This is a genomic window from Methanosarcina hadiensis, assembly GCF_046529725.1.
Taxonomy (GTDB): domain Archaea; phylum Halobacteriota; class Methanosarcinia; order Methanosarcinales; family Methanosarcinaceae; genus Methanosarcina; species Methanosarcina hadiensis.
Genome location: NZ_CP136241.1, coordinates 1,013,315 through 1,030,402, shown reverse-complemented (window position 1 = coordinate 1,030,402; position 17,088 = coordinate 1,013,315). Strand labels below are relative to the sequence as shown.

General features: G+C 34.8%; 23 protein-coding genes and 1 pseudogene. 17 read left to right on the top strand and 7 right to left on the bottom strand.

Annotated features, from left to right (window positions below):
- The first annotated feature begins 53 nt into the window (after positions 1-53).
- From RSJ42_RS04570 to RSJ42_RS04550, 5 genes are all read left to right on the top strand, one after another.
- A complete protein-coding gene (locus RSJ42_RS04570; RefSeq protein WP_410509495.1) occupies positions 54-236 on the top strand; it encodes a CxxC-x17-CxxC domain-containing protein in 183 nt (60 codons plus the stop codon).
- A 225-nt stretch (positions 237-461) separates the two neighbouring features.
- Positions 462-812 (top strand): translation initiation factor eIF-1A, encoded by a 351-nt coding sequence (gene eif1A / locus RSJ42_RS04565; RefSeq protein ID WP_410510321.1) that lies wholly within the window; start codon positions 462-464, stop codon positions 810-812.
- Positions 813-1,246: 434 nt separating this feature from the next.
- Positions 1,247-1,444: a CxxC-x17-CxxC domain-containing protein gene (locus RSJ42_RS04560; RefSeq protein ID WP_410509494.1), complete on the top strand. Its 198-nt coding sequence runs from the start codon at positions 1,247-1,249 to the stop codon at positions 1,442-1,444.
- Positions 1,445-2,427: 983 nt separating this feature from the next.
- Complete coding sequence (locus tag RSJ42_RS04555) at positions 2,428-2,679, top strand: type II toxin-antitoxin system HicB family antitoxin (protein ID WP_410509493.1); 252 nt, start codon at positions 2,428-2,430, stop codon at positions 2,677-2,679.
- Positions 2,672-2,899: a type II toxin-antitoxin system HicA family toxin gene (locus RSJ42_RS04550; protein WP_410509492.1), complete on the top strand. Its 228-nt coding sequence runs from the start codon at positions 2,672-2,674 to the stop codon at positions 2,897-2,899. The genes RSJ42_RS04555 and RSJ42_RS04550 overlap by 8 nt, the downstream gene beginning before the upstream one ends.
- A gap of 407 nt (positions 2,900-3,306) precedes the next feature.
- Here the strand turns inward: RSJ42_RS04550 and RSJ42_RS04545 are convergent, their stop codons facing one another.
- The gene (locus RSJ42_RS04545; protein ID WP_410509491.1) at positions 3,307-4,428 is read right to left on the bottom strand and encodes a tetratricopeptide repeat protein; all 1,122 of its coding nucleotides are present in this window, start codon (positions 4,426-4,428) and stop codon (positions 3,307-3,309) included.
- A gap of 534 nt (positions 4,429-4,962) precedes the next feature.
- Here RSJ42_RS04545 and RSJ42_RS04540 point away from each other — a divergent pair.
- The 7 genes from RSJ42_RS04540 (at position 4,963) to RSJ42_RS04510 (ending at position 7,518) form a co-directional block, all read left to right on the top strand.
- Complete coding sequence (locus RSJ42_RS04540) at positions 4,963-5,718, top strand: hypothetical protein (RefSeq protein ID WP_410509490.1); 756 nt, start codon at positions 4,963-4,965, stop codon at positions 5,716-5,718.
- Positions 5,719-6,166: 448 nt separating this feature from the next.
- Positions 6,167-6,349: a type II toxin-antitoxin system HicB family antitoxin gene (locus RSJ42_RS04535; RefSeq protein WP_410509489.1), complete on the top strand. Its 183-nt coding sequence runs from the start codon at positions 6,167-6,169 to the stop codon at positions 6,347-6,349.
- 215 nt (positions 6,350-6,564) lie between these two features.
- A complete protein-coding gene (locus RSJ42_RS04530; protein WP_410509488.1) occupies positions 6,565-6,702 on the top strand; it encodes a hypothetical protein in 138 nt (45 codons plus the stop codon).
- A gap of 26 nt (positions 6,703-6,728) precedes the next feature.
- Complete coding sequence (locus RSJ42_RS04525; protein WP_410509487.1) at positions 6,729-6,875, top strand: hypothetical protein; 147 nt, start codon at positions 6,729-6,731, stop codon at positions 6,873-6,875.
- Positions 6,872-7,075 carry a hypothetical protein gene (locus RSJ42_RS04520; protein ID WP_410510435.1) on the top strand — a complete coding sequence of 68 codons (204 nt, stop codon included), beginning with the start codon at positions 6,872-6,874 and terminating at the stop codon, positions 7,073-7,075. Before RSJ42_RS04525 ends, RSJ42_RS04520 begins: the two co-directional genes overlap by 4 nt.
- On the top strand, positions 7,003-7,239 hold the full coding sequence (locus RSJ42_RS04515; RefSeq protein ID WP_410509486.1) for a DUF6516 family protein: 237 nt from the start codon (positions 7,003-7,005) through the stop codon (positions 7,237-7,239). The genes RSJ42_RS04520 and RSJ42_RS04515 overlap by 73 nt, the downstream gene beginning before the upstream one ends.
- 45 nt (positions 7,240-7,284) lie before the next feature.
- A complete protein-coding gene (locus RSJ42_RS04510) occupies positions 7,285-7,518 on the top strand; it encodes a type II toxin-antitoxin system HicB family antitoxin (RefSeq protein WP_410509485.1) in 234 nt (77 codons plus the stop codon).
- 263 nt (positions 7,519-7,781) lie between these two features.
- Here the strand turns inward: RSJ42_RS04510 and RSJ42_RS04505 are convergent, their stop codons facing one another.
- The 3 genes from RSJ42_RS04505 to RSJ42_RS04495 all read right to left on the bottom strand — a co-directional run bounded on the left by RSJ42_RS04505 (position 7,782) and on the right by RSJ42_RS04495 (position 9,642).
- The gene (locus tag RSJ42_RS04505) at positions 7,782-8,714 is read right to left on the bottom strand and encodes a Fic family protein (RefSeq protein ID WP_410509484.1); all 933 of its coding nucleotides are present in this window, start codon (positions 8,712-8,714) and stop codon (positions 7,782-7,784) included.
- A 274-nt stretch (positions 8,715-8,988) separates the two neighbouring features.
- Complete coding sequence (locus RSJ42_RS04500) at positions 8,989-9,282, bottom strand: DUF86 domain-containing protein (protein WP_410509483.1); 294 nt, start codon at positions 9,280-9,282, stop codon at positions 8,989-8,991.
- Between the two features lie 54 nt (positions 9,283-9,336).
- Positions 9,337-9,642, bottom strand: coding sequence for a nucleotidyltransferase family protein (locus tag RSJ42_RS04495; protein WP_410509482.1), 306 nt, complete (start codon positions 9,640-9,642; stop codon positions 9,337-9,339).
- Between the two features lie 390 nt (positions 9,643-10,032).
- Here RSJ42_RS04495 and RSJ42_RS04490 point away from each other — a divergent pair, with 390 nt between their 5' ends.
- On the top strand, positions 10,033-10,272 hold the full coding sequence (locus RSJ42_RS04490; protein ID WP_410509481.1) for a hypothetical protein: 240 nt from the start codon (positions 10,033-10,035) through the stop codon (positions 10,270-10,272).
- Positions 10,273-10,446: 174 nt separating this feature from the next.
- Here RSJ42_RS04490 and RSJ42_RS04485 read toward each other — a convergent pair whose 3' ends face one another.
- A complete protein-coding gene (locus RSJ42_RS04485) occupies positions 10,447-10,770 on the bottom strand; it encodes a hypothetical protein (protein ID WP_410509480.1) in 324 nt (107 codons plus the stop codon).
- Positions 10,771-11,080: 310 nt separating this feature from the next.
- Between RSJ42_RS04485 and RSJ42_RS04480 the strand changes: the two genes are divergently transcribed.
- From RSJ42_RS04480 to RSJ42_RS04465, 4 genes and pseudogenes are all read left to right on the top strand, one after another.
- A complete protein-coding gene (locus RSJ42_RS04480) occupies positions 11,081-11,524 on the top strand; it encodes a hypothetical protein (protein ID WP_410509479.1) in 444 nt (147 codons plus the stop codon).
- Positions 11,525-11,876: 352 nt separating this feature from the next.
- Positions 11,877-12,101: pseudogene (locus RSJ42_RS04475) on the top strand (type II toxin-antitoxin system HicB family antitoxin).
- A gap of 28 nt (positions 12,102-12,129) precedes the next feature.
- Entirely contained in the window at positions 12,130-12,324 is a 195-nt protein-coding gene (locus RSJ42_RS04470; RefSeq protein WP_410509478.1) for a type II toxin-antitoxin system HicA family toxin, read from the top strand.
- Between the two features lie 2 nt (positions 12,325-12,326).
- Positions 12,327-12,569 (top strand): type II toxin-antitoxin system HicB family antitoxin, encoded by a 243-nt coding sequence (locus RSJ42_RS04465; protein ID WP_410509477.1) that lies wholly within the window; start codon positions 12,327-12,329, stop codon positions 12,567-12,569.
- A gap of 485 nt (positions 12,570-13,054) precedes the next feature.
- On the opposite strand, the gene RSJ42_RS04460 is transcribed toward RSJ42_RS04465, so the two are convergent.
- Together RSJ42_RS04460 and RSJ42_RS04455 are read right to left on the bottom strand one after the other, a co-directional pair.
- Positions 13,055-14,941 (bottom strand): UvrD-helicase domain-containing protein, encoded by a 1,887-nt coding sequence (locus RSJ42_RS04460; RefSeq protein WP_410509476.1) that lies wholly within the window; start codon positions 14,939-14,941, stop codon positions 13,055-13,057.
- A 1-nt stretch (position 14,942) separates the two neighbouring features.
- Positions 14,943-17,018 (bottom strand): ATP-dependent nuclease, encoded by a 2,076-nt coding sequence (locus tag RSJ42_RS04455; protein ID WP_410509475.1) that lies wholly within the window; start codon positions 17,016-17,018, stop codon positions 14,943-14,945.
- Between the last annotated feature and the right edge of the window lie 70 nt (positions 17,019-17,088).

Below are 17,088 nucleotides of genomic sequence, written 5' to 3'. Positions count from 1 at the left end.
AATCTTGTTTTTAAAGTTATTAAATATCCACTACAAGCGGAGGTGAAACGAAAATGGCTTTTAATGACAGAAATTTCAGGGGAAATTCCGGAGGTTTCCGCAGCAACAGCGGACCTAGGGAAATGACAAAAGTGACCTGCTCTGACTGCGGTGTTGAGACCGAAGTGCCGTTCAAACCTACCGAAGGCAGACCGGTATACTGCAGGGAATGTCTTCCTAACCACAGGAAATTTTAAGGATAATCTGCACCAGGCGTTAATTCATAATTAAGATAATATTAATGCCTGATTCATCTTTTCTTTTTGTTTTTTTGGTTTATTCTCTTTGTTTCTTTACCTGTTTGCATTTCATGAGGGAAGGAAAAAGTAGAAACAAACTGGAATCGGAAGTGAGGGTTTGTATGAACTATCAATCTAAAACTTATAAAATAATTAATAAAATTTTGTTAAGGAGGAATTAACCTGGCTAATTACAGAAGCACTGTTAGAAAAAGACAAGCAGGATCAAATAAACCGGTAAACTCAGGAGATACACCTGAAGTATCAAGAGTACGGGTCCCACGCAAGGACAGAAATGAAGTCCTGGCAACAGTTGCAAGTTTACTTGGTTCGAAAAGGGTAACACTTCAGTGTATGGATGGTGTCGTCCGCATGGGGCGGATTCCGGGTTCAAAAAAGAAGAAAATGTGGATCCGTGAAGGCGACGTTGTCATAGCCAGTCCATGGGAAATTCAGGACTCCAAAGCCGAAGTAACCTGGAAATACACAAGACCCCAGGTCGAATGGCTTGAGCGGAAAGGCTACATTAAGTAATATTCTAAAAGTATCAGGGAAAGATGCCTGATATAATAGGTATCGAAATAATGGTGTCTGAAAAGACGCCTGAGATCCATATTTTACTTTTGCTGTAGAAGCACATCTCTGCTGTTGCGTGCAAGGTTCTATAGACCAGGACCTATAACGTACCTCGACCTTAGCATTACCTCGACTTTAGCATTTATAATTTCCATGAGAGTACTGAAATCTCTTATCCTCCCTCATTTCTGTTCAAAGTATTTTTTCTTCCGGAAATATTCCTTTATTTTCATAGATATTATCATATATTTTAAATGCAATGTATATATTGAAAATAAAGAGATGTATAACAATCTGTTGTTAAAAAATCAATTTTTGTTTTTAACCAGAGAGTCGTATACTTCTTATTTTTCAGCAAAAGTTAACAACAACTAAAACCAGTGTGAAACAGAATGGCCTTTAATGACAGAGGAAGCAGGGGAAGAGACAGCCACCGTGGAAGTTTCGGAACTCCCAGGGAAATGCACAAGACAATATGTTCTGATTGTGGTGTTGAAACAGAAGTACCTTTCAAGCCTGATCCGGAAAGACCCGTTTACTGCAGAGAATGTCTTCCCAAACATAGAAAGCCCAGAGAAGACAGATACTAAGGTTATATGTGTAACTGAGTTTATATCAAAATTTATTTCTTTTCATTTTTGAATAAATCTTAACCAGAATATATTTTTTCTTCGCCCATAACTTTTTGCGGTTTTGTAAGGGGCGCTTTGCAGAGCTTCTTTAGATTAAACGATTCTTTTCTATTTAGGGAGTGGTTTTCTGATTGAAAGCGGACTTTTTTAAGTTAATTATGGACTAAAAACTAACCAGAAAACGATCGTTAATAAGAGATGAAAATTTTCTCCTTATCCTTTCCAGGGAACTCGAAATTGATTCGAAAAAGGCAAGTTGCAGTTATCCATCAATATGTCTTTTTATATGATTCCGAAATATCTGTTATTATGGTTGAGACACCCGAAAATCTGCCCGGTAGGGTAATTTGGCTTATTATTATTTTTGTTATTCTCACAATTCTGGTAAAATGGGTATTGCCTGTTATAAACTCCTGATTATGAGACAGATATGGCAATTTAAAATTCAGATAAATATGCATGAACTTATTAGAAACTGAAATTGAGTACTTTTATTCTAATATTTTTTAACAACTTCGCAGTTTTGAATATTCAGAAGTATCCAAGACTGGACCGCAGAATACTAAATAAATATCTCTCGTTCAAAACTCAGTTAAAATATATTTTTCCTGCCGGCGGTCTGCTTAAATCTGCCCCGAATATGTTTGTTGAGATGTTAAGATAAGTGAAATTGAAAAACTCGTGATTTTTGAGATTTATGAGGGGTACTTTGCAGGGCTTCTTTGGATTAAGCGATTGTTTTCCTCTAGGGAGAGGTTTTTCTCGAAAAAAGTAACGTTTTTTAGGCGAATTAAGGATCAGGAAAAATCATCCTGATTTAGAAAAGATATTTCCTGATCGGTCAGTAACAATAAACCAAAACTTAATCATCCGATTCACAGAATCTATATAAGATTTAAACAGCATAAAACTAGATATACCACATTCGGAAAGGTGTAATCATGCTTATCCAGTACATCCATGCAGCTCTCGAAAGAGCAAAATACGAAATAATAGACGACGAGGAACCCTATTATGGAGAAGTTCCCGAACTTGAGGGTGTATGGGCTACAGGCGAGACCCTTGAAGAATGCCGCAGAAATCTGGAAGAAGTAATTGATGAGTGGATAGTTTTTAGATTAAGAAACGGATTGCCTCTCCCCCGGATCGGAAACCACATAATCAAAGAACCGGGAGATATTGCAGTTGTCTAAATTAGTCCCCGTCGATTGGCGAACTTTCGTTAAAAGGTTGCAGGAACTGGGATTTGAAGGGCCATATTCAGGCGGAAAGCACCCTTTTATGAGAAAAGGAGATCTTGTTTTAACGATTCCCAATCCACACAAAGGTACAATTGGAGTCGATCTACTTACAAGAATTCTTAAACAAGCCCGGATTTCAAGGGAAGAATGGATTGGAGAAGAGAATCCTTGAAGAATCGATCCACATACCAAATACAATTGAAATATATTTCTCCTGCCGGCGGTCTGCTAAAATCTACCCCGAATACATTTATTGAGATAATGTTAAGAAAAGCGAAATTGAAAAACTAGTGATTCTACAGAAGTTCCGTTAATTATCATAAGAATTTTATAAAGAGCCTATCCCAAAACCCATATTTATTCAGACATTGATAAGAATTTCATAACTATTTTCCTGATTAGTAGCTCCTGATTAATAGCTCGATTGATTATTCCAAAATCGAGATTCAAAGAAGTAGTTTTTGAGTTTTGGGATTAGCTCAAAAAGTAAATAAAATGTAAGAAAATTCTATTCACTTATATGTGTTACTTTTTTATGCCACCTTCATAAAGAAACAGCCACGTTTTTTATTTCAATTTTTAAACTTTTGCCATATTAATATACTGAGTTTCATTTCTAGTCACTGTAATAGAAACATTTGTAAAAAGATCTAACTTTATGAGCCTTTCTTTTATATCGTCAAGCTTACAAATTAATTTCACATTATTTTTTTTTATGCATTCAATATTGTAGTATAGAAACTTTATTGCTGATGTTTTACTAAAACAATCTAATTTTTGAGCCTTTTCTAAATACATATCAGCTTCTTCGGTTAGGTCCAGAACATAACAAGTTAAAGCCATGCTACAATAGCTGTAAAATTTTTTTCCAGAAATTTCTTTAAAAAAAACACCATCTCCACTTGGATCTGTTTGGAAAAAAAATGCTCCTAAATTAGCTGCATGATTTAATATAGTTTCATCCTCAATGCATTCTATTAGCATATGGTTGTAAACGTATGCTTCTTGGAATTTACCAATCATTCTTAACGAATTAATTATATTCCAGAAAACAATTATTTTATAGGGATCATGTTTTATAAGGCGAGTAAGCTTTTCGATAGTTATTTCATATTGTCCCCTAATTAAGTGTTGATAACTTAAATTATTTAAAACTGTTGGATTCATTTCGCATAGATTTGCAGCTTTCTTCATGTAATAAAATGCTAAATCATTATCTTTTTCAGTGGCGGCTATATAAGCTAGTGAATTATAAGCGAGACCGGTTAGATAAGATTTAGAATCTAAGCTGATTACTTTTTTATAATAATTTGATGCTTTTTTAGGGTCACTGTCACGATATATTTCACCCATAAAATAGTAAGCGTGCCTGTCATTTGGATTTTTCTTCAGAATTGTTTCTATCTTTTTCAATGCTATTTCCGCATCGTAATATGTAGGGTTCTTTGTTAATATAGGCTGGAATACCGCAGATTTAAATAATCCCATTTGTATCTCAGGGTTTGTTGGATCGAAACGTAGGGCTTCTTCAAATGCATCTTTTGCTGCCTCTAGTTTTCTACAGTCTAACAATTTATATCCATACTCCCGGAGATCACTTGCTATCTTTTTACTTTTGTATATTTGTTCAATTCCCTTAATATATTGATAACTAGAGATTCCGTTAGATATTTTATCGAATACGAAACTAATACCTACCATCCCTATCACCATTAAGTATTATAGATTTTTAAGGTAATAAGTTTAATTGAAATTAGTGATAAATAGGTATTAAAAGATAACATTTTTAATAATAAAATATATTTATTTATTATTTTATACCTGATTTATATCTAAATCTTAAAACTAAATATATCTAGAACCACAATTTTTAAGATATAGAAACTTCCCCCAATATAGAGTATTTTAGTACGAAATAATTTCATGTTGACTCGTTGGTTATAATTTCTCATCAATTGTGAATTTAGGAAAATACCTCTAGAAAACCCGTGATTTTTGCATCTTTATAAGGGGCACTTTTCAGGGCTTCTTTAGATTAAACAATTCTTTTCTTTTGGAGATTTTTCATAATCAAGTGACATTTTTCAGATGAATTACATATTTAGAAAAAAAATCAGAATCTGGACCGTAGAATATAAACAGACATCTCCTCCATTTTCAATTAAGTTAAGTGTATTTTTGCTACCACTGAATTAATCTAAAATAATTTAATAATCTTGAAGTTAATGTTACATTATGGTATTTGATGAACCAGATCCTGATGTTAATAAATATTTATGTGAACTTCAAAATTACAGTCGAAGTAAAGACATAATCTTCAAAAGATACGTTTCATATGATTTCTGCTACAATTATTTTCATAATTTTAAGAATAAAGAGGAAATTAAAGATAATATGGAGCTATCTTGTTTACAACTTGGATTTTATCTTGCTAGTTGGGGATTGTATAGAGGTTCAAGTAAACAGTTTTTAAGGAGTCACAAAATCTACGTAGAGGTAATCTCAAGAATTGCTGATGAAAAAAAACTTTGGGAGGTAGATGTTGACACTTACTCAGAGGGTAATATCTGTCGTATCATAGAGTTTAAAAAAGACATTGAGAGTATTCTTTCTGACAAATTTTTTAGACTATTTTTTGACCCTATCATCGAGAAAGAAAACTATAAGGATAAACAAAAAGTAAGCGATACTCTTATTACAAAAATTATGATGGGAACTTTTGGATGTGTTCCTGCGTTAGATGTCAACTTCAAAGAATTTATTGGCTATAGAGATTTGAATAAAGAATCCCTGGATAAAATACATTCCTATTATATTCAGAATAGAAAAATAATTGATAAATATCATATAAAAACTCTTGACGTAGATTATAATGAAACAGAAAATGAGTATAAAAAAGCAAGGCTAATAGATTATGTTGGATTTCGCGAAGGTGAAGAGATATTAAAAAATAAAGATTTGAAAAGAAAACAGAAAATAGAAAAAACTTAACTTTTACAGTTTTAAAAAGATCATTTTGCAGAGCTTTTTTAGATTATGCGATTTTTTCCCCTGGGAGAGGTATTTCTAATCAAGAGACGTTTTTCAAGGGAGTTATGGATCATGGAATGCTGCCAAAAACTGGACCGCCGAATACGAAATGAAAATCTTTCCTCATAACCAATTCATTTGAAATATATTTTTTCCTGCCGGCGGTCTGCTTAAATCTACCCCGAATACGTTTGTTAAGACAATGTTAAGAAAAGAGAACCAAAAGCACTTGATTTCTACAGGTTCAGAAGGGGCACTTTGTAGGGCTTCTGTAGATTAAGCGATTCTTTTCTGCTGAGTGATTTTCCAGATTGAATTGAAAACGTCGCCTTAATTATGTTTTTTATTAAATATATCCACCAAACCCTTACCCATACAAATATTAAGCAAAAACCTCATAATCGGTTTTATGCGGTTCAAAATTATCCCTGAGGAAGACGGAGAAGTCGGAGGATTTATTGCAAGCTGCCCCGGTTTACCAGGCTGTTTTTCACAGGGAGATACAGTAGAAGAAGCTATTGAAAACATTAAAGAAGCGATTCAGGCTTGCCTGGAATCCCTCGCAGAAGATGAACTGCATAACCCTTTTTGAAATAAGCTACCTGTAATTTTGACTTTTCTGAATTAAACCAAGTCTTTTCTTAAGTTTAATTGGGCAGCCCTAAAAATTTATTATCTTATTTCTCCGCAAACTGCTATCTTTGCTACCTTGAAAAACGAAAAAATGGAGAAAGAAGAAAAAGTGAAGCATTGGATTAACAAACACATTTAAGATAAGAAAAACAAAGTGATAACTAGGTGGTTCTCTTGGGCGATGCTATTGAGTATGTAAAAGTTCCCAGAAAAGTCTTTGAACCTATCAGTGACATGGTAAAAGCAGGCCTGTATAAAGACGAACAGGAAGCCTTGAAAAGGCTTGTTCACGACCAGGCTGAACAAAGATAGATTACTACAGCAAAAAAATAGCTGAAATGGAGCAGAAGTATGGAATGGACTTTTCTGATTTTGAGAAGAGAATCCATTCAAGGACAGGTGAAGAAGATTTTGAGGAATGGGATGATTTCATTCTCTGGGAAAGCTATGTCACAGCGTCTAGATACTGGGAACAGTTTCTATGACAATAAACAAAACTGTTTCTGCCCTTTGTTTCAGCGAAATTGTTCTTGAGTTAAAAGTTATTAAAGCAGTTTTTGAACCGCCTGTTCAGGCAATAAAAGCCACAGCAACTCCAAAGGCGGTTACACGTTGCAGATCAGTGAAAGCTCAGGGACAGATTTCAGGCGATATTCCTACCACCTGCAAAAAGGGGATAAAATGATAAAACGCTGGGACAATTCTCCTCACTGGAAAGACCTTAAAACTTTTCCATATCATGTCCATCAAGGAAACAATCTTGAGCCAAAAGAATCTTCCGAAGTCTTTATGGAAGACGTGCTTCGTGAAGTGGAGAAATTGTTGAGTCCAGGTATGAGAAGCAACTGATTTTAATCTTCCAAATAAATCAAAATTAAAAATTGAGAGTTAGTTATGCACCGTTTCCTCGTTGTAATCGAAAAAGCAGATAATAACTATTCGACATATTCACCTGACCTTCCGGGCTGTGTAGCTACCGGCTCTACCCAAGAGGAGGCAAAGAAGAATATCTATGAAGCTATTAAAATGCACGTGCAGGGAATGCTTGAAGATAATTTACCTATTCCGGAATCAGAATCCTTTGCCGAATATGTGGCTATTGCTGAAAAATCATCTACCAGTTCTTAACTGGTTTGAGTTGTATTTCTCAAACTTCTTTTTAATCCAGCTTAAACATATTTGCATATGCGTCTGTCATTACAATAACAATATTTAATGCAAAAATCATCATTATAGTGACGATTATTTAAATGGAAATAGATTTTCAGGCTTTGATGTAGGACGTTGAAAAGGAAAGGGGATTTCTCTTATTTTGTCTGTCAATAAGAAATTTTTTTCCTGCCGCAGTCTGTTTTAATCTTTTCCTGATAGATTTGTTAATAACACGGAAATCAAACATCTTTTTTTCCATGCTCAGATAGATACTGAGCAACCGCATGTCTGGAACTGTGCCACGTTTTTCCTATCTTCACTGCATCCAGAAGCCCCTGTCTGGCCCGCAGGCTGAGATATTCCTGAGAGTAAGGAGTTTCCATGGCAAGTTCTTTTAGAGGCAGCAGTTCATCATTTCCTCCTGAGATTGAAAGATAGAGGGTCAGGTTTTCATCTACAGCTTTTGCAATGAAATTGGCAAAAGGTCCCAGATTTCCAGTATCTGCGGCTCTAAGGGACTTGTAATATTTTCCTCTGTCTTCTTTTTTGAGCACGACAGGAGGATAATCCTTTGAGATCAAATACAGGTTTGTGAGAAGCCGGGCTACTCGTCCGTTTCCGTCACTGAATGGATGAATTTCTACAAACCTGTGATGCAGGAAGGAAGCCGTTTCAATGGGATGCTCACCGTTTTCAGTTATCTTTTTGATAAGTTCATCCATCAGTTTCACTATCTTCGACCAATCTGGCGGAGATTTTACTGCGCCGGTTATCCTCACGTTTCTAGTGCGGTATCTGCCTGCATCTTCAAGTATGCCTCTGGTTACAGTTTCATGGATTTCCTGAATTATGATATGGTCTATTGAACACTTTTTCTTTGCCAGCTCTTCCATCCGGTCAAAAGCTTTCGCGTTGTTGGTCGCTTCAATATGTTCCCTGAGAGATTTCCCGCCAATAGTCAGCCCTTCTTCCAGGACGAGTTTTGTTTCCTGGAGTGTTAGCGTATTTCCTTCTATTGCATTCGAATGGTAGGTATGCACTAACCTCATCTCTTCATGTAGCCTTCCTAAAGCATCTTTCGAAATAGGCCGCATGGAGTTTAATTGCTTCATTTTTTCATTTATTCTTACAAGAAGTTCTTCTTTAATCAGGTGAGTATCGGTATCTTCCATAATTCTACATATCCGATATGTGCCCATAATATATATCGGTATCGGCAAATTTTCGAGCTATCCGATATGGCAGTTTCTCTCTTTTACTCAGCTCAGTTAAAATATATTTTTCCTGCCGGCGGTCTGCTTAAATCTACCCCGAGTACGTTTGTTAAGATAATGTTAAGAAAAGAAAGCCAAAAACCAGTGATTTTTTCAGTTTTATATGGGGCACTTTGCAGGGCTTCTTTAGATTAAACGATTATTTTCCCTTTGGGGAGAGTTTTTTTCTTGTTCACATTTCATCCAGTATGCATTTGATATCAGGTTTTGCTTCGGGGATACCTTCTTTAACAGATAACCAGACTACCTTCAGATTTACTCCAAAATAAGCATGAATCAACTTGTCCCGTATGCCTGCCAGATCTTTCCACGGAACAAAAGGATACTTTTCGCGTACTTCGTATGGAATATTCTTTGTTGCTTCTCCAATAATTTCCAGAGCCCTTATTACTGCAAACTGGGTTTTACGGTCGGCAGCAAAATCTTCGTATGTCCAGCCGCTAACAAATTCTTCTGCTGCTTCCATTGCATCATAGATATCCTGGACATAGTCTTTTGCTTCGCGAATATCAATCCCTCTTCAGACAGCTTCAACTTCGTTCAGGATATGTTTGCCTATATTCGGCTTCAACGCATCTTTCATAACCAGATCCACCTTAACGCCCAGAGCCTCTGAAAGGTAGTTTTCAAGGTTGACAAATTTAAAAATAGTAGGGGTTCTGGAAAACTCAACAAGTACGTCCAGGTCACTTTCGGGTTTCTGTTCTCCCCTTACGTAGGACCCAAAAACTCCCAGGTAACTAACGTGGTATTTTTCTTTAAGCTCCGGGAACATTTCATGGAGTTTCCGGATATAAATTTCAGCTTCTTTTCGGTTTTCCAGCATTTTTTCAGGCTCTATCTGGTCTTTTTGATATGTTATAGTATTCTGCGGTTGTAGTATTTATAATTACTAAAAAGGGAGGGCGAAATTTCCGGTCATGTTGTTCAATTCAGTTGAAATATCTTTTTCCTGCCGGTGGTCTGCTTAAATCTACCCTGAAAACGTTTGTTAAGATAATGATAGAAAAGCGAAATTAAAAAGCCCGTGATTTTTGAGATTTAGTAGAAAAAGCACCTTGCAGGTAGGTATAGTTCTATTGTCAACAATAAATTTCCCCTGGAATTATTTTAAGCCCAAATAAAATTTTTTGACTGTCCCTACATTAACTATTTTTAAAAAGGATTTCATAATAATATTACTGACCTATCCTATTGTTTTAATTCAGGAAAAGGAATGAAATCCATGACAAATGTTATTATAATGCGCGTTCCAAAAGACAAATTACAGAAAGAAATAGAATACAAAGTTCTTGACGGTTGGAAGCTGAGAAAAAAGAATGAAAACATCGCTGTTTTAACTCGTCGCAGCAAACGGGAGAACTTGCTTATTTGTGTGGCGCTGACGCTTTTGACGCTAGAAACGTTGTACATTATTTACCATTGGCTTAAGGGAAAAAAGAATTACGAAATCTAAAGGATGATCACTTTGCTTCATATTGTGAAGAAAATCTGTATACTGTGAGGTTCAAAGTAAACCGGCTTCTGGTTAGCGCGAAAGAATTTTTCCTGCCGGCGGCCTGCTTAAATCTACCCCGAACACGTTTGTTGAGATAATGTTAAGAAAAGAGAAATTAAAAACTTTAGTTTATTACTTTACTTTCCTTGCCAAAAAGGTAGAACTGTCTCCGAGATGAAATATAAATTCGCCTTCCAGTACGTCCTTCTGTTTTACCCTGATCCAACCACTACCAAAGACATGATCGTACTCTTCATTTCCTTCAAAGGTGAATTCAAATCTTTTGCCATCGGCATATCCAACGATTCTTCCGTCGATATCACCATAAACTAAGCCAAACTGGAAATGCCCTATGTTGTCTGGTTCTATTATAATGTAAGCAGGAATGTCCATATTGAAATAGTCTTCATCCCATAATTCCATTTCATAAATATGCCATGTCCCTGTGAAGTCCATACTTTTGACTTTCCTTTCTTGCATAAAAATACTGCTTACGATAAAAAAGCAGGTAGAAACTGGGCCGCCGAATACGAAATGAAAATCTTTCCCTTTCAATAATTCATTTGGAGCTGATCTCGGAACTCAAAATCTCCGTTTCTAATTCTCGATTTTGAAATCGTCAATTAAGTATTCGATCAGGAGAGTATTTCTGAAACTTTTTTAAATAAAGGAATAAAAATTATTTTTGGGAAAGGCTCATTAGTAAAAAGGAAAAAATTGTCAGATACCTGCGTAAGATCAGAGGTATCTTGGAGGAAGTTGGATTATGGATGATATTGAGAAGAAACTGGAAGATTTTTTTAGAAAATACGAAGCCCGATTTAATAAGTCATTAGTCGGGACAATTGACATTGAAGAGACTGCAAATTCATTTACAGACTGTTTTATTGAGGCTAATCCCTTCGGAGTTCATTGCGGTAAGAATGATGATCAATTTCGTGCTGTTATTATTCAAGGGTATGATTTTTACAAAAGCATTGGGACAAAGTCCCTGATCATTGATTCAGTTAAGGTATCTTCTTTAGACGAATACCATTCAATAGCGAAAGTGCACTGGCGTTCATTTTACAACAAAAAAGACGGAAGAGAAGAACTGATTGAGTTTGATGTAATTTATTTTGTTCAAATGATAGACGAAAAGCCGAAAATTTTTGCTTATATTACGGGTGATGAACAGAAAATGTTACGCGAAAAAGGCCTTATTTCTTAAAAATCTTCTTATTTTCGAATTTCGAATGATCAATCCAAGTTACTGATCGTGAAAACAATTCTTAAAACGTTTAACGAGTAAGAGTAAAGTGAGTTTTGGGACGAACTCGATTATAAGGGGCACATTGCAGGGCTTCTTTAGATAAGCGTTTTTTCCTCTGGGCGAGGTTTTTCTCGAAAAAAGTAACGTTTTTTAGGCGAATTAAGGATCAGGAAAAATCATCCTGATTTAGAAAAGATATTTCCTGATCGGTCAGTAACAATAAACCAAAACTTAATCATCCGATTCACAGAATCTATATAAGATTTGAGCAGTATAAAACTAGATATATCACACTCGGAAAGGTGTAATTATGCTTATCCGGTACATCCATGCAGCTCTTGAAAGGGCACAATATGAAATAATCGACGACGAAGAACCCTATTATGGAGAAGTTCCCAAACTTTAGGGTGCAGAGGCTACAGGCAAAACTCTTAAAGAATGTCGCAGAAATCTGGAAGAAGTTATTGATGAATGGATTGTCATCAGATTAAAAAATGAACTCCACTTACCCGAGTTCTGCAAGTTTTCTAATTAAATTTAAATATACATGAAGACAGATTGAAATGAAAGTACGTGAGGTCATAAAGCTTCTTGAAGCCGATGGTTGGTATCTGACTGCAACAAAAGGCAGCCACCGGCAATATAAGCACCCTACTAAATCAGGAAGGGTAACAATTGCAGGGCATAGTGGAGATGACCTTGCTCCAGGAACATTGAACAGCATATTAAAACAAGCTCAATTAAGAAGAGAGGACTAAACATGCACCGTTTCCTCGTTGTAATCGAAAAAGCAAACGACAACTATTCAGCATTTTCTCCTGACCTTCCGGGCTGTGTGGCCACAGGTTCTACTCGTGAAGAAGTAGAGAAAAATATCTATGAAGCCATTGAGATGCACGTACAGGGACTGATAGAAGACAACTTGCCTATTCCAAAATCAGAATCCTTTGCAGAGTATGTGGCTATTGCTGAAAAACCTTCTACCAGTTCTGAAGTTGTATAATTTTATTTTTTACTTCAAATCTCTTTTCAATTCAGTTTAAATATATTTTTCCTGCCGGCGGTCTGCTTAAATCTACCCCGAATACGCTTGTTAAGATAAAGTTAAGAAAGAGAATTTAAAGAACCGTGATTTTTTTCAGCTTTATAAGGGGCACTTTGCAGGGCTTCTTTAGATTAATCGATTCTTTTTCCTTGTGGGGAATTTTTAGGATTTAAATGAAACCTGTCAACCGAAGATTTTTTTTCATTGGATCATTCCAAAACTGGACCGCTGAATACGAAATGATTATCTTCCCTTTAATCAATTCAATTGAAATATATTTTTCCTGCCGGCGGTCTGCTTAAATCTACCCCGAACACGTTTGTTAAGATAATGTTAAGAAAAGCGAAACGAAAAACCTTGATTTTTGCAGTTTTAGAAGGGATACTTTGCAGAGCTTCTTTAGATTAAGATATACCTACCTGAAAGGAAAAATGAGGATTTATTCAGAAATTACGGACATCAACTACTCCAGATTGCTCTAACATTTGGTAAAGAGAGTTTATATTTATTCTCCTTTGCTTTCTTATATAACCATTATTGATCCTAGTTTCACTAAATGTAAAAATAACTCGCTTTTTAGCTCTTGAAAGTGCAACAAAAAAAGCACATATATCTTCTTCTGTTTGCCTCTTAAAGGTCCAAAATGCATCGTCTTCTAAACCAATGAAAATGACAGTGTCATATTCCAAACCCTTGCTTTTATGAATAGTCATAATAGGGATTGAGTGTAGTCCTTTTAAAGACTCTATAGCATAAACCCAGTCTCCACATGATGAATATTCATTCCATAAATATTCATGCAATTTATTATAGATCTGTTCAAAGTAATTATGCTGGCTATACTGGGGAAAAAAATCTATTAACTTCTTTTTACCCAAAAAATTAATTACTTCGTCCAAAGCAATTTTAAGGTCTTCCTTGCTTTTAACTCCAGAAAATTTATTTTTAATTTCTTTTAATGCAAATTTAAAATTTTTATCGAATATTCTTAACTTCGTAAAATATAGGTCATCTTCAATTGACATACCATGAATATATCTAGTCATCTCTCTTGAGTTTGCCCATTCGTCTCTTGATTTTTCTGATATAGAACACTTCACTATGTCTAGCACTAAGTGTACAAATTCTTCCGAGATTAAATCTTGGAACAGGGTCTCATTTCTTGCTCTAACTTCATGTTCATTTAATTTTTCAATCACACTAGTGCAGTATTGATCCAACTGCTGTTTCGCAATTATGCAAATATCATTTGGATTAAGTTTTTCACTATTTATCCATTGAGCAATCTTAGAAGCAAGTATTTTAGCTTCTTCTAAATGGTTGTTGAAGTTCCACACTTCACAAATTCCATCGTTTTTACTCCATTTTTCGCTTGTAGATACATTTACCTCATTACTACTCAATTTTTTTATTAGTATTTTCTGAACTTCAACTAATCTCGGAGCAGAACGATAGTTCATTAGAAGTTCACATTTTTTTGCTTTAAAATCTATTTCAAATTTATTAAATACTTCCACGTCTGCCCCAGCCCAAGTCATAATCCTTTGTTTATTATCCCCTACTGCTGTCAAAATGTTTTCTGTATTATAAAAACAAGTCTTAATTAAATCATATTGATTACTTGTAGTATCTTGAAATTCATCTAAAAATATATGACTATAAGTAGCAACGATAGAGCTACGAACTTTTGGATTTGACCTTATTAAAAATTCGCTTAGTCTTGAAACCATTGGAAAAGTTATTTCTGATTTATTTCCATTTCCTTTCAAACAGTACATCCATATATCATATATTAATTCATTTATATCGCCACTTGAACCTGAATATAAGGGCAATTTATTAGTTGCCAAATAATTTTTAAGATTATTTATTTGTTCCTTACTTACATTCAGATTATCAAGTGATCTAATCGCCCCAAAATATCGATCAATAATTTCTTGATTAGAGGCGATTTCATAGTTTAAAGATAGCCTATAGTCATTTGGGAGTGCTTTTCGAAAGTGATCAAGTAAACCTTTGGCAAAAGAATCATAAGTCTTAGATATAAATCTTCTTGCTAGTTCATCTCCGCATCGCCCTTTGACTCTTTCTTCTATATTTTTCGCAGCATCTTTTTTGAAACTGATAGCAAGTATTTTTCTTGGTTCTTTGCAAGTATTAGTTTGTAGCAAGAAACAAGCACGTTGTGCAAGTAATTCTGTTTTACCTGCTCCTGGTCCAGCGATAACGTAAAAATTAGTAGATGATTTTACAGTTTCAAGAGCCCTATCTTCTAAAATTAGACCATTTGATGGTTTCCAGTCAACAGGAGTTACTCTCAGTTTGATCACCTTATATTTTGAGTCCTTCTGAAGAAGAAAAAGGGTCATCCTTTAGCTTGGTATTGATTTCTTGGACCAATTTAATTAGAGAAGTAGGCATATTACTTTTAAATAATTCATTGTCCAATTCTGTCATTGCTAAAATATGGGTTCCTGGCTTTCCACGATCAAGAAATAAATAGGGATACCACAACATTAACTCCTTTTCTGAATTATCAAAAGTATTTCCGTCACCGCCACTTTCTTTGAGTGTATGACGAATACATGTTTCCATTTTTATCTTATAGTTTGTTGGATCAGTCACCTTGTCTGGTATTCTAGGTCCACCATTAATTGGAGCAGTATTTTGATAATTACTCGTAAATGCTTTAAGCATTGAGAAATCAAGATCTAAAGGATCAGAAAAGAAGACTCCATAATCTTCGAGATGTTCTACCCATTTCATTAATTTAACTCTATCTTCAAGTGTCTCCAAAGGCCACTTGTGCATAGACTCAAGATTCAATCTCGTTAAGTGTTTTGCTTCTTCAAAATTGAAAATCTCTTCTAAGTTGTAACCATTTTCTAAGAGTTGTTCTATTACATATTTTATTCTGCCCCAACCTCCTCCTTCACGCTCTGAGTCCAAATCAAGCAGCGTTATGAAAGGTATATCGAGATCTGTTAACAACTTCCAAAAATGGTTTACAAACCTACCTCCCAACGGTACAATGCTAATTCCACAGGAATCAAATTTTGAGTCTAATACTCCAATAGCTTTAGGAATTATAATCTCTTCAGAGTCTCCCTCTCCCAAAACAACTAGTCGAGCAAAGTATATTTCTGGATACGAGGTAACCGCTTCCTTAATATATTTATATATTTCATCTTTTTCTTCAGGGAGAAGAATTTTACTTATATGTGTACATAAATTTTCTTTATTTAATCTCACATAACGAATTGATTCAGTCTCAACCCTTTTTACGATTGAAGGAGAATGTGATGTCAAAATTACTTGGGCATTGTTTTTTCTAGCTATTTGGTCTATATTGTCGATTACTCTACCTAAAAGTTGAGGAGCAATATGGTTTTCTGGTTCTTCTACGGCCAAAATTGTTAAAACTGGAGGTGACAAATTAAATATCTTCTTTTCTTCTACTGCTCCGTTATCTTTTTTTTTCAATCCTTTTTGGGATAAGTATTCTACTTCGAGCAATGAGTTTACTAGTGAAAAGTAAAATAAGAACCTTAAACCCTCACCTAGAATATTGATGCTGTACGATTTTGAAATTTCTGTTGGAGAAAACTCGATACTTGCTCTATCCAATATGTCATCCAAATCGTTACTTATAAATTTTATTTTGGCTTGTGTATATCTTTGATCTCTATGAAAAGATGACCATTGAGTTCCAATAATTTCCTGTATTTGTTTAATTCCTGCCTGATTATCAAAAATAGAGTTTATAGGCTCTGTTTTTTCAGATATCTTCTTGTTGATGTCTTCAGGCCAATTAATTCCATTAAACATTCTCCACAGTATGGTTCCAGAAGCATTTCTTAGTTGGTATGAAGGTTCCCTTATAGCAGGTACATAAATCATTTGAATATTTGATCTAATTTCGCTTACCTTTGCAGGATACCTTTTTTCTTCGGATATTTCATCTTCTTCTGAATTGGTTATAAACAACAGATCGCATTCAATATCTCCTTCAGGTAGATTACTCTTTTTCCAGAGAGCTTCTAAACGAATTCTAACATAGGGATCTCCACTGGCTTTATCAACTACCATCCTACTGAATAAATCTGGAATAGTTTTTTCTGCCCAATCTTTATCGTTAACTAACTCTGGGAAGTGAATTATAGCTTCTATGTACAATTCATTTTCAACAATCTCCTCAGGTCTTTTATCTTTTGGAACATGAAAATCTGAAATTTTAATATCTCTTTCTTCTCCATTTCGGCCAAATAATTTAAGTAAAGCATCAAGAATTGCAGTCTTCCCACTACTATTAGCACCAATTATAGTTGTTAAATTCTCAAATTCAATTACCGTCTCTTTTGGTCCGAAACATCTAAAATTTTTAATTTTTAATTTTTTGATTATCATGCTCTCTCACTTTCAAATAACTTATAATATGTAATTATTTGAAATCTTAGACAGAATAAAGTAACAAACT

Bases quoted from the DNA above. Each gene is read 5' to 3' on its own strand.
- RSJ42_RS04570 (WP_410509495.1), top strand. From the start codon at position 54: ATGGCTTTTAATGACAGAAATTTCAGGGGAAATTCCGGAGGTTTCCGC.
- RSJ42_RS04560 (WP_410509494.1), top strand. From the start codon at position 1,247: ATGGCCTTTAATGACAGAGGAAGCAGGGGAAGAGACAGCCACCGTGGA.
- RSJ42_RS04555 (WP_410509493.1), top strand. From the start codon at position 2,428: ATGCTTATCCAGTACATCCATGCAGCTCTCGAAAGAGCAAAATACGAA.
- RSJ42_RS04545 (WP_410509491.1), bottom strand. From the start codon at position 4,428: ATGGTAGGTATTAGTTTCGTATTCGATAAAATATCTAACGGAATCTCT.
- RSJ42_RS04540 (WP_410509490.1), top strand. From the start codon at position 4,963: ATGGTATTTGATGAACCAGATCCTGATGTTAATAAATATTTATGTGAA.
- RSJ42_RS04535 (WP_410509489.1), top strand. From the start codon at position 6,167: ATGCGGTTCAAAATTATCCCTGAGGAAGACGGAGAAGTCGGAGGATTT.
- RSJ42_RS04525 (WP_410509487.1), top strand. From the start codon at position 6,729: ATGGAGCAGAAGTATGGAATGGACTTTTCTGATTTTGAGAAGAGAATC.
- RSJ42_RS04520 (WP_410510435.1), top strand. From the start codon at position 6,872: ATGACAATAAACAAAACTGTTTCTGCCCTTTGTTTCAGCGAAATTGTT.
- RSJ42_RS04510 (WP_410509485.1), top strand. From the start codon at position 7,285: ATGCACCGTTTCCTCGTTGTAATCGAAAAAGCAGATAATAACTATTCG.
- RSJ42_RS04505 (WP_410509484.1), bottom strand. From the start codon at position 8,714: ATGGAAGATACCGATACTCACCTGATTAAAGAAGAACTTCTTGTAAGA.
- RSJ42_RS04500 (WP_410509483.1), bottom strand. From the start codon at position 9,282: ATGGAAGCAGCAGAAGAATTTGTTAGCGGCTGGACATACGAAGATTTT.
- RSJ42_RS04495 (WP_410509482.1), bottom strand. From the start codon at position 9,642: ATGCTGGAAAACCGAAAAGAAGCTGAAATTTATATCCGGAAACTCCAT.
- RSJ42_RS04490 (WP_410509481.1), top strand. From the start codon at position 10,033: ATGAAATCCATGACAAATGTTATTATAATGCGCGTTCCAAAAGACAAA.
- RSJ42_RS04485 (WP_410509480.1), bottom strand. From the start codon at position 10,770: ATGGACTTCACAGGGACATGGCATATTTATGAAATGGAATTATGGGAT.
- RSJ42_RS04480 (WP_410509479.1), top strand. From the start codon at position 11,081: ATGGATGATATTGAGAAGAAACTGGAAGATTTTTTTAGAAAATACGAA.
- RSJ42_RS04470 (WP_410509478.1), top strand. From the start codon at position 12,130: ATGAAAGTACGTGAGGTCATAAAGCTTCTTGAAGCCGATGGTTGGTAT.
- RSJ42_RS04465 (WP_410509477.1), top strand. From the start codon at position 12,327: ATGCACCGTTTCCTCGTTGTAATCGAAAAAGCAAACGACAACTATTCA.
- RSJ42_RS04455 (WP_410509475.1), bottom strand. From the start codon at position 17,018: ATGATAATCAAAAAATTAAAAATTAAAAATTTTAGATGTTTCGGACCA.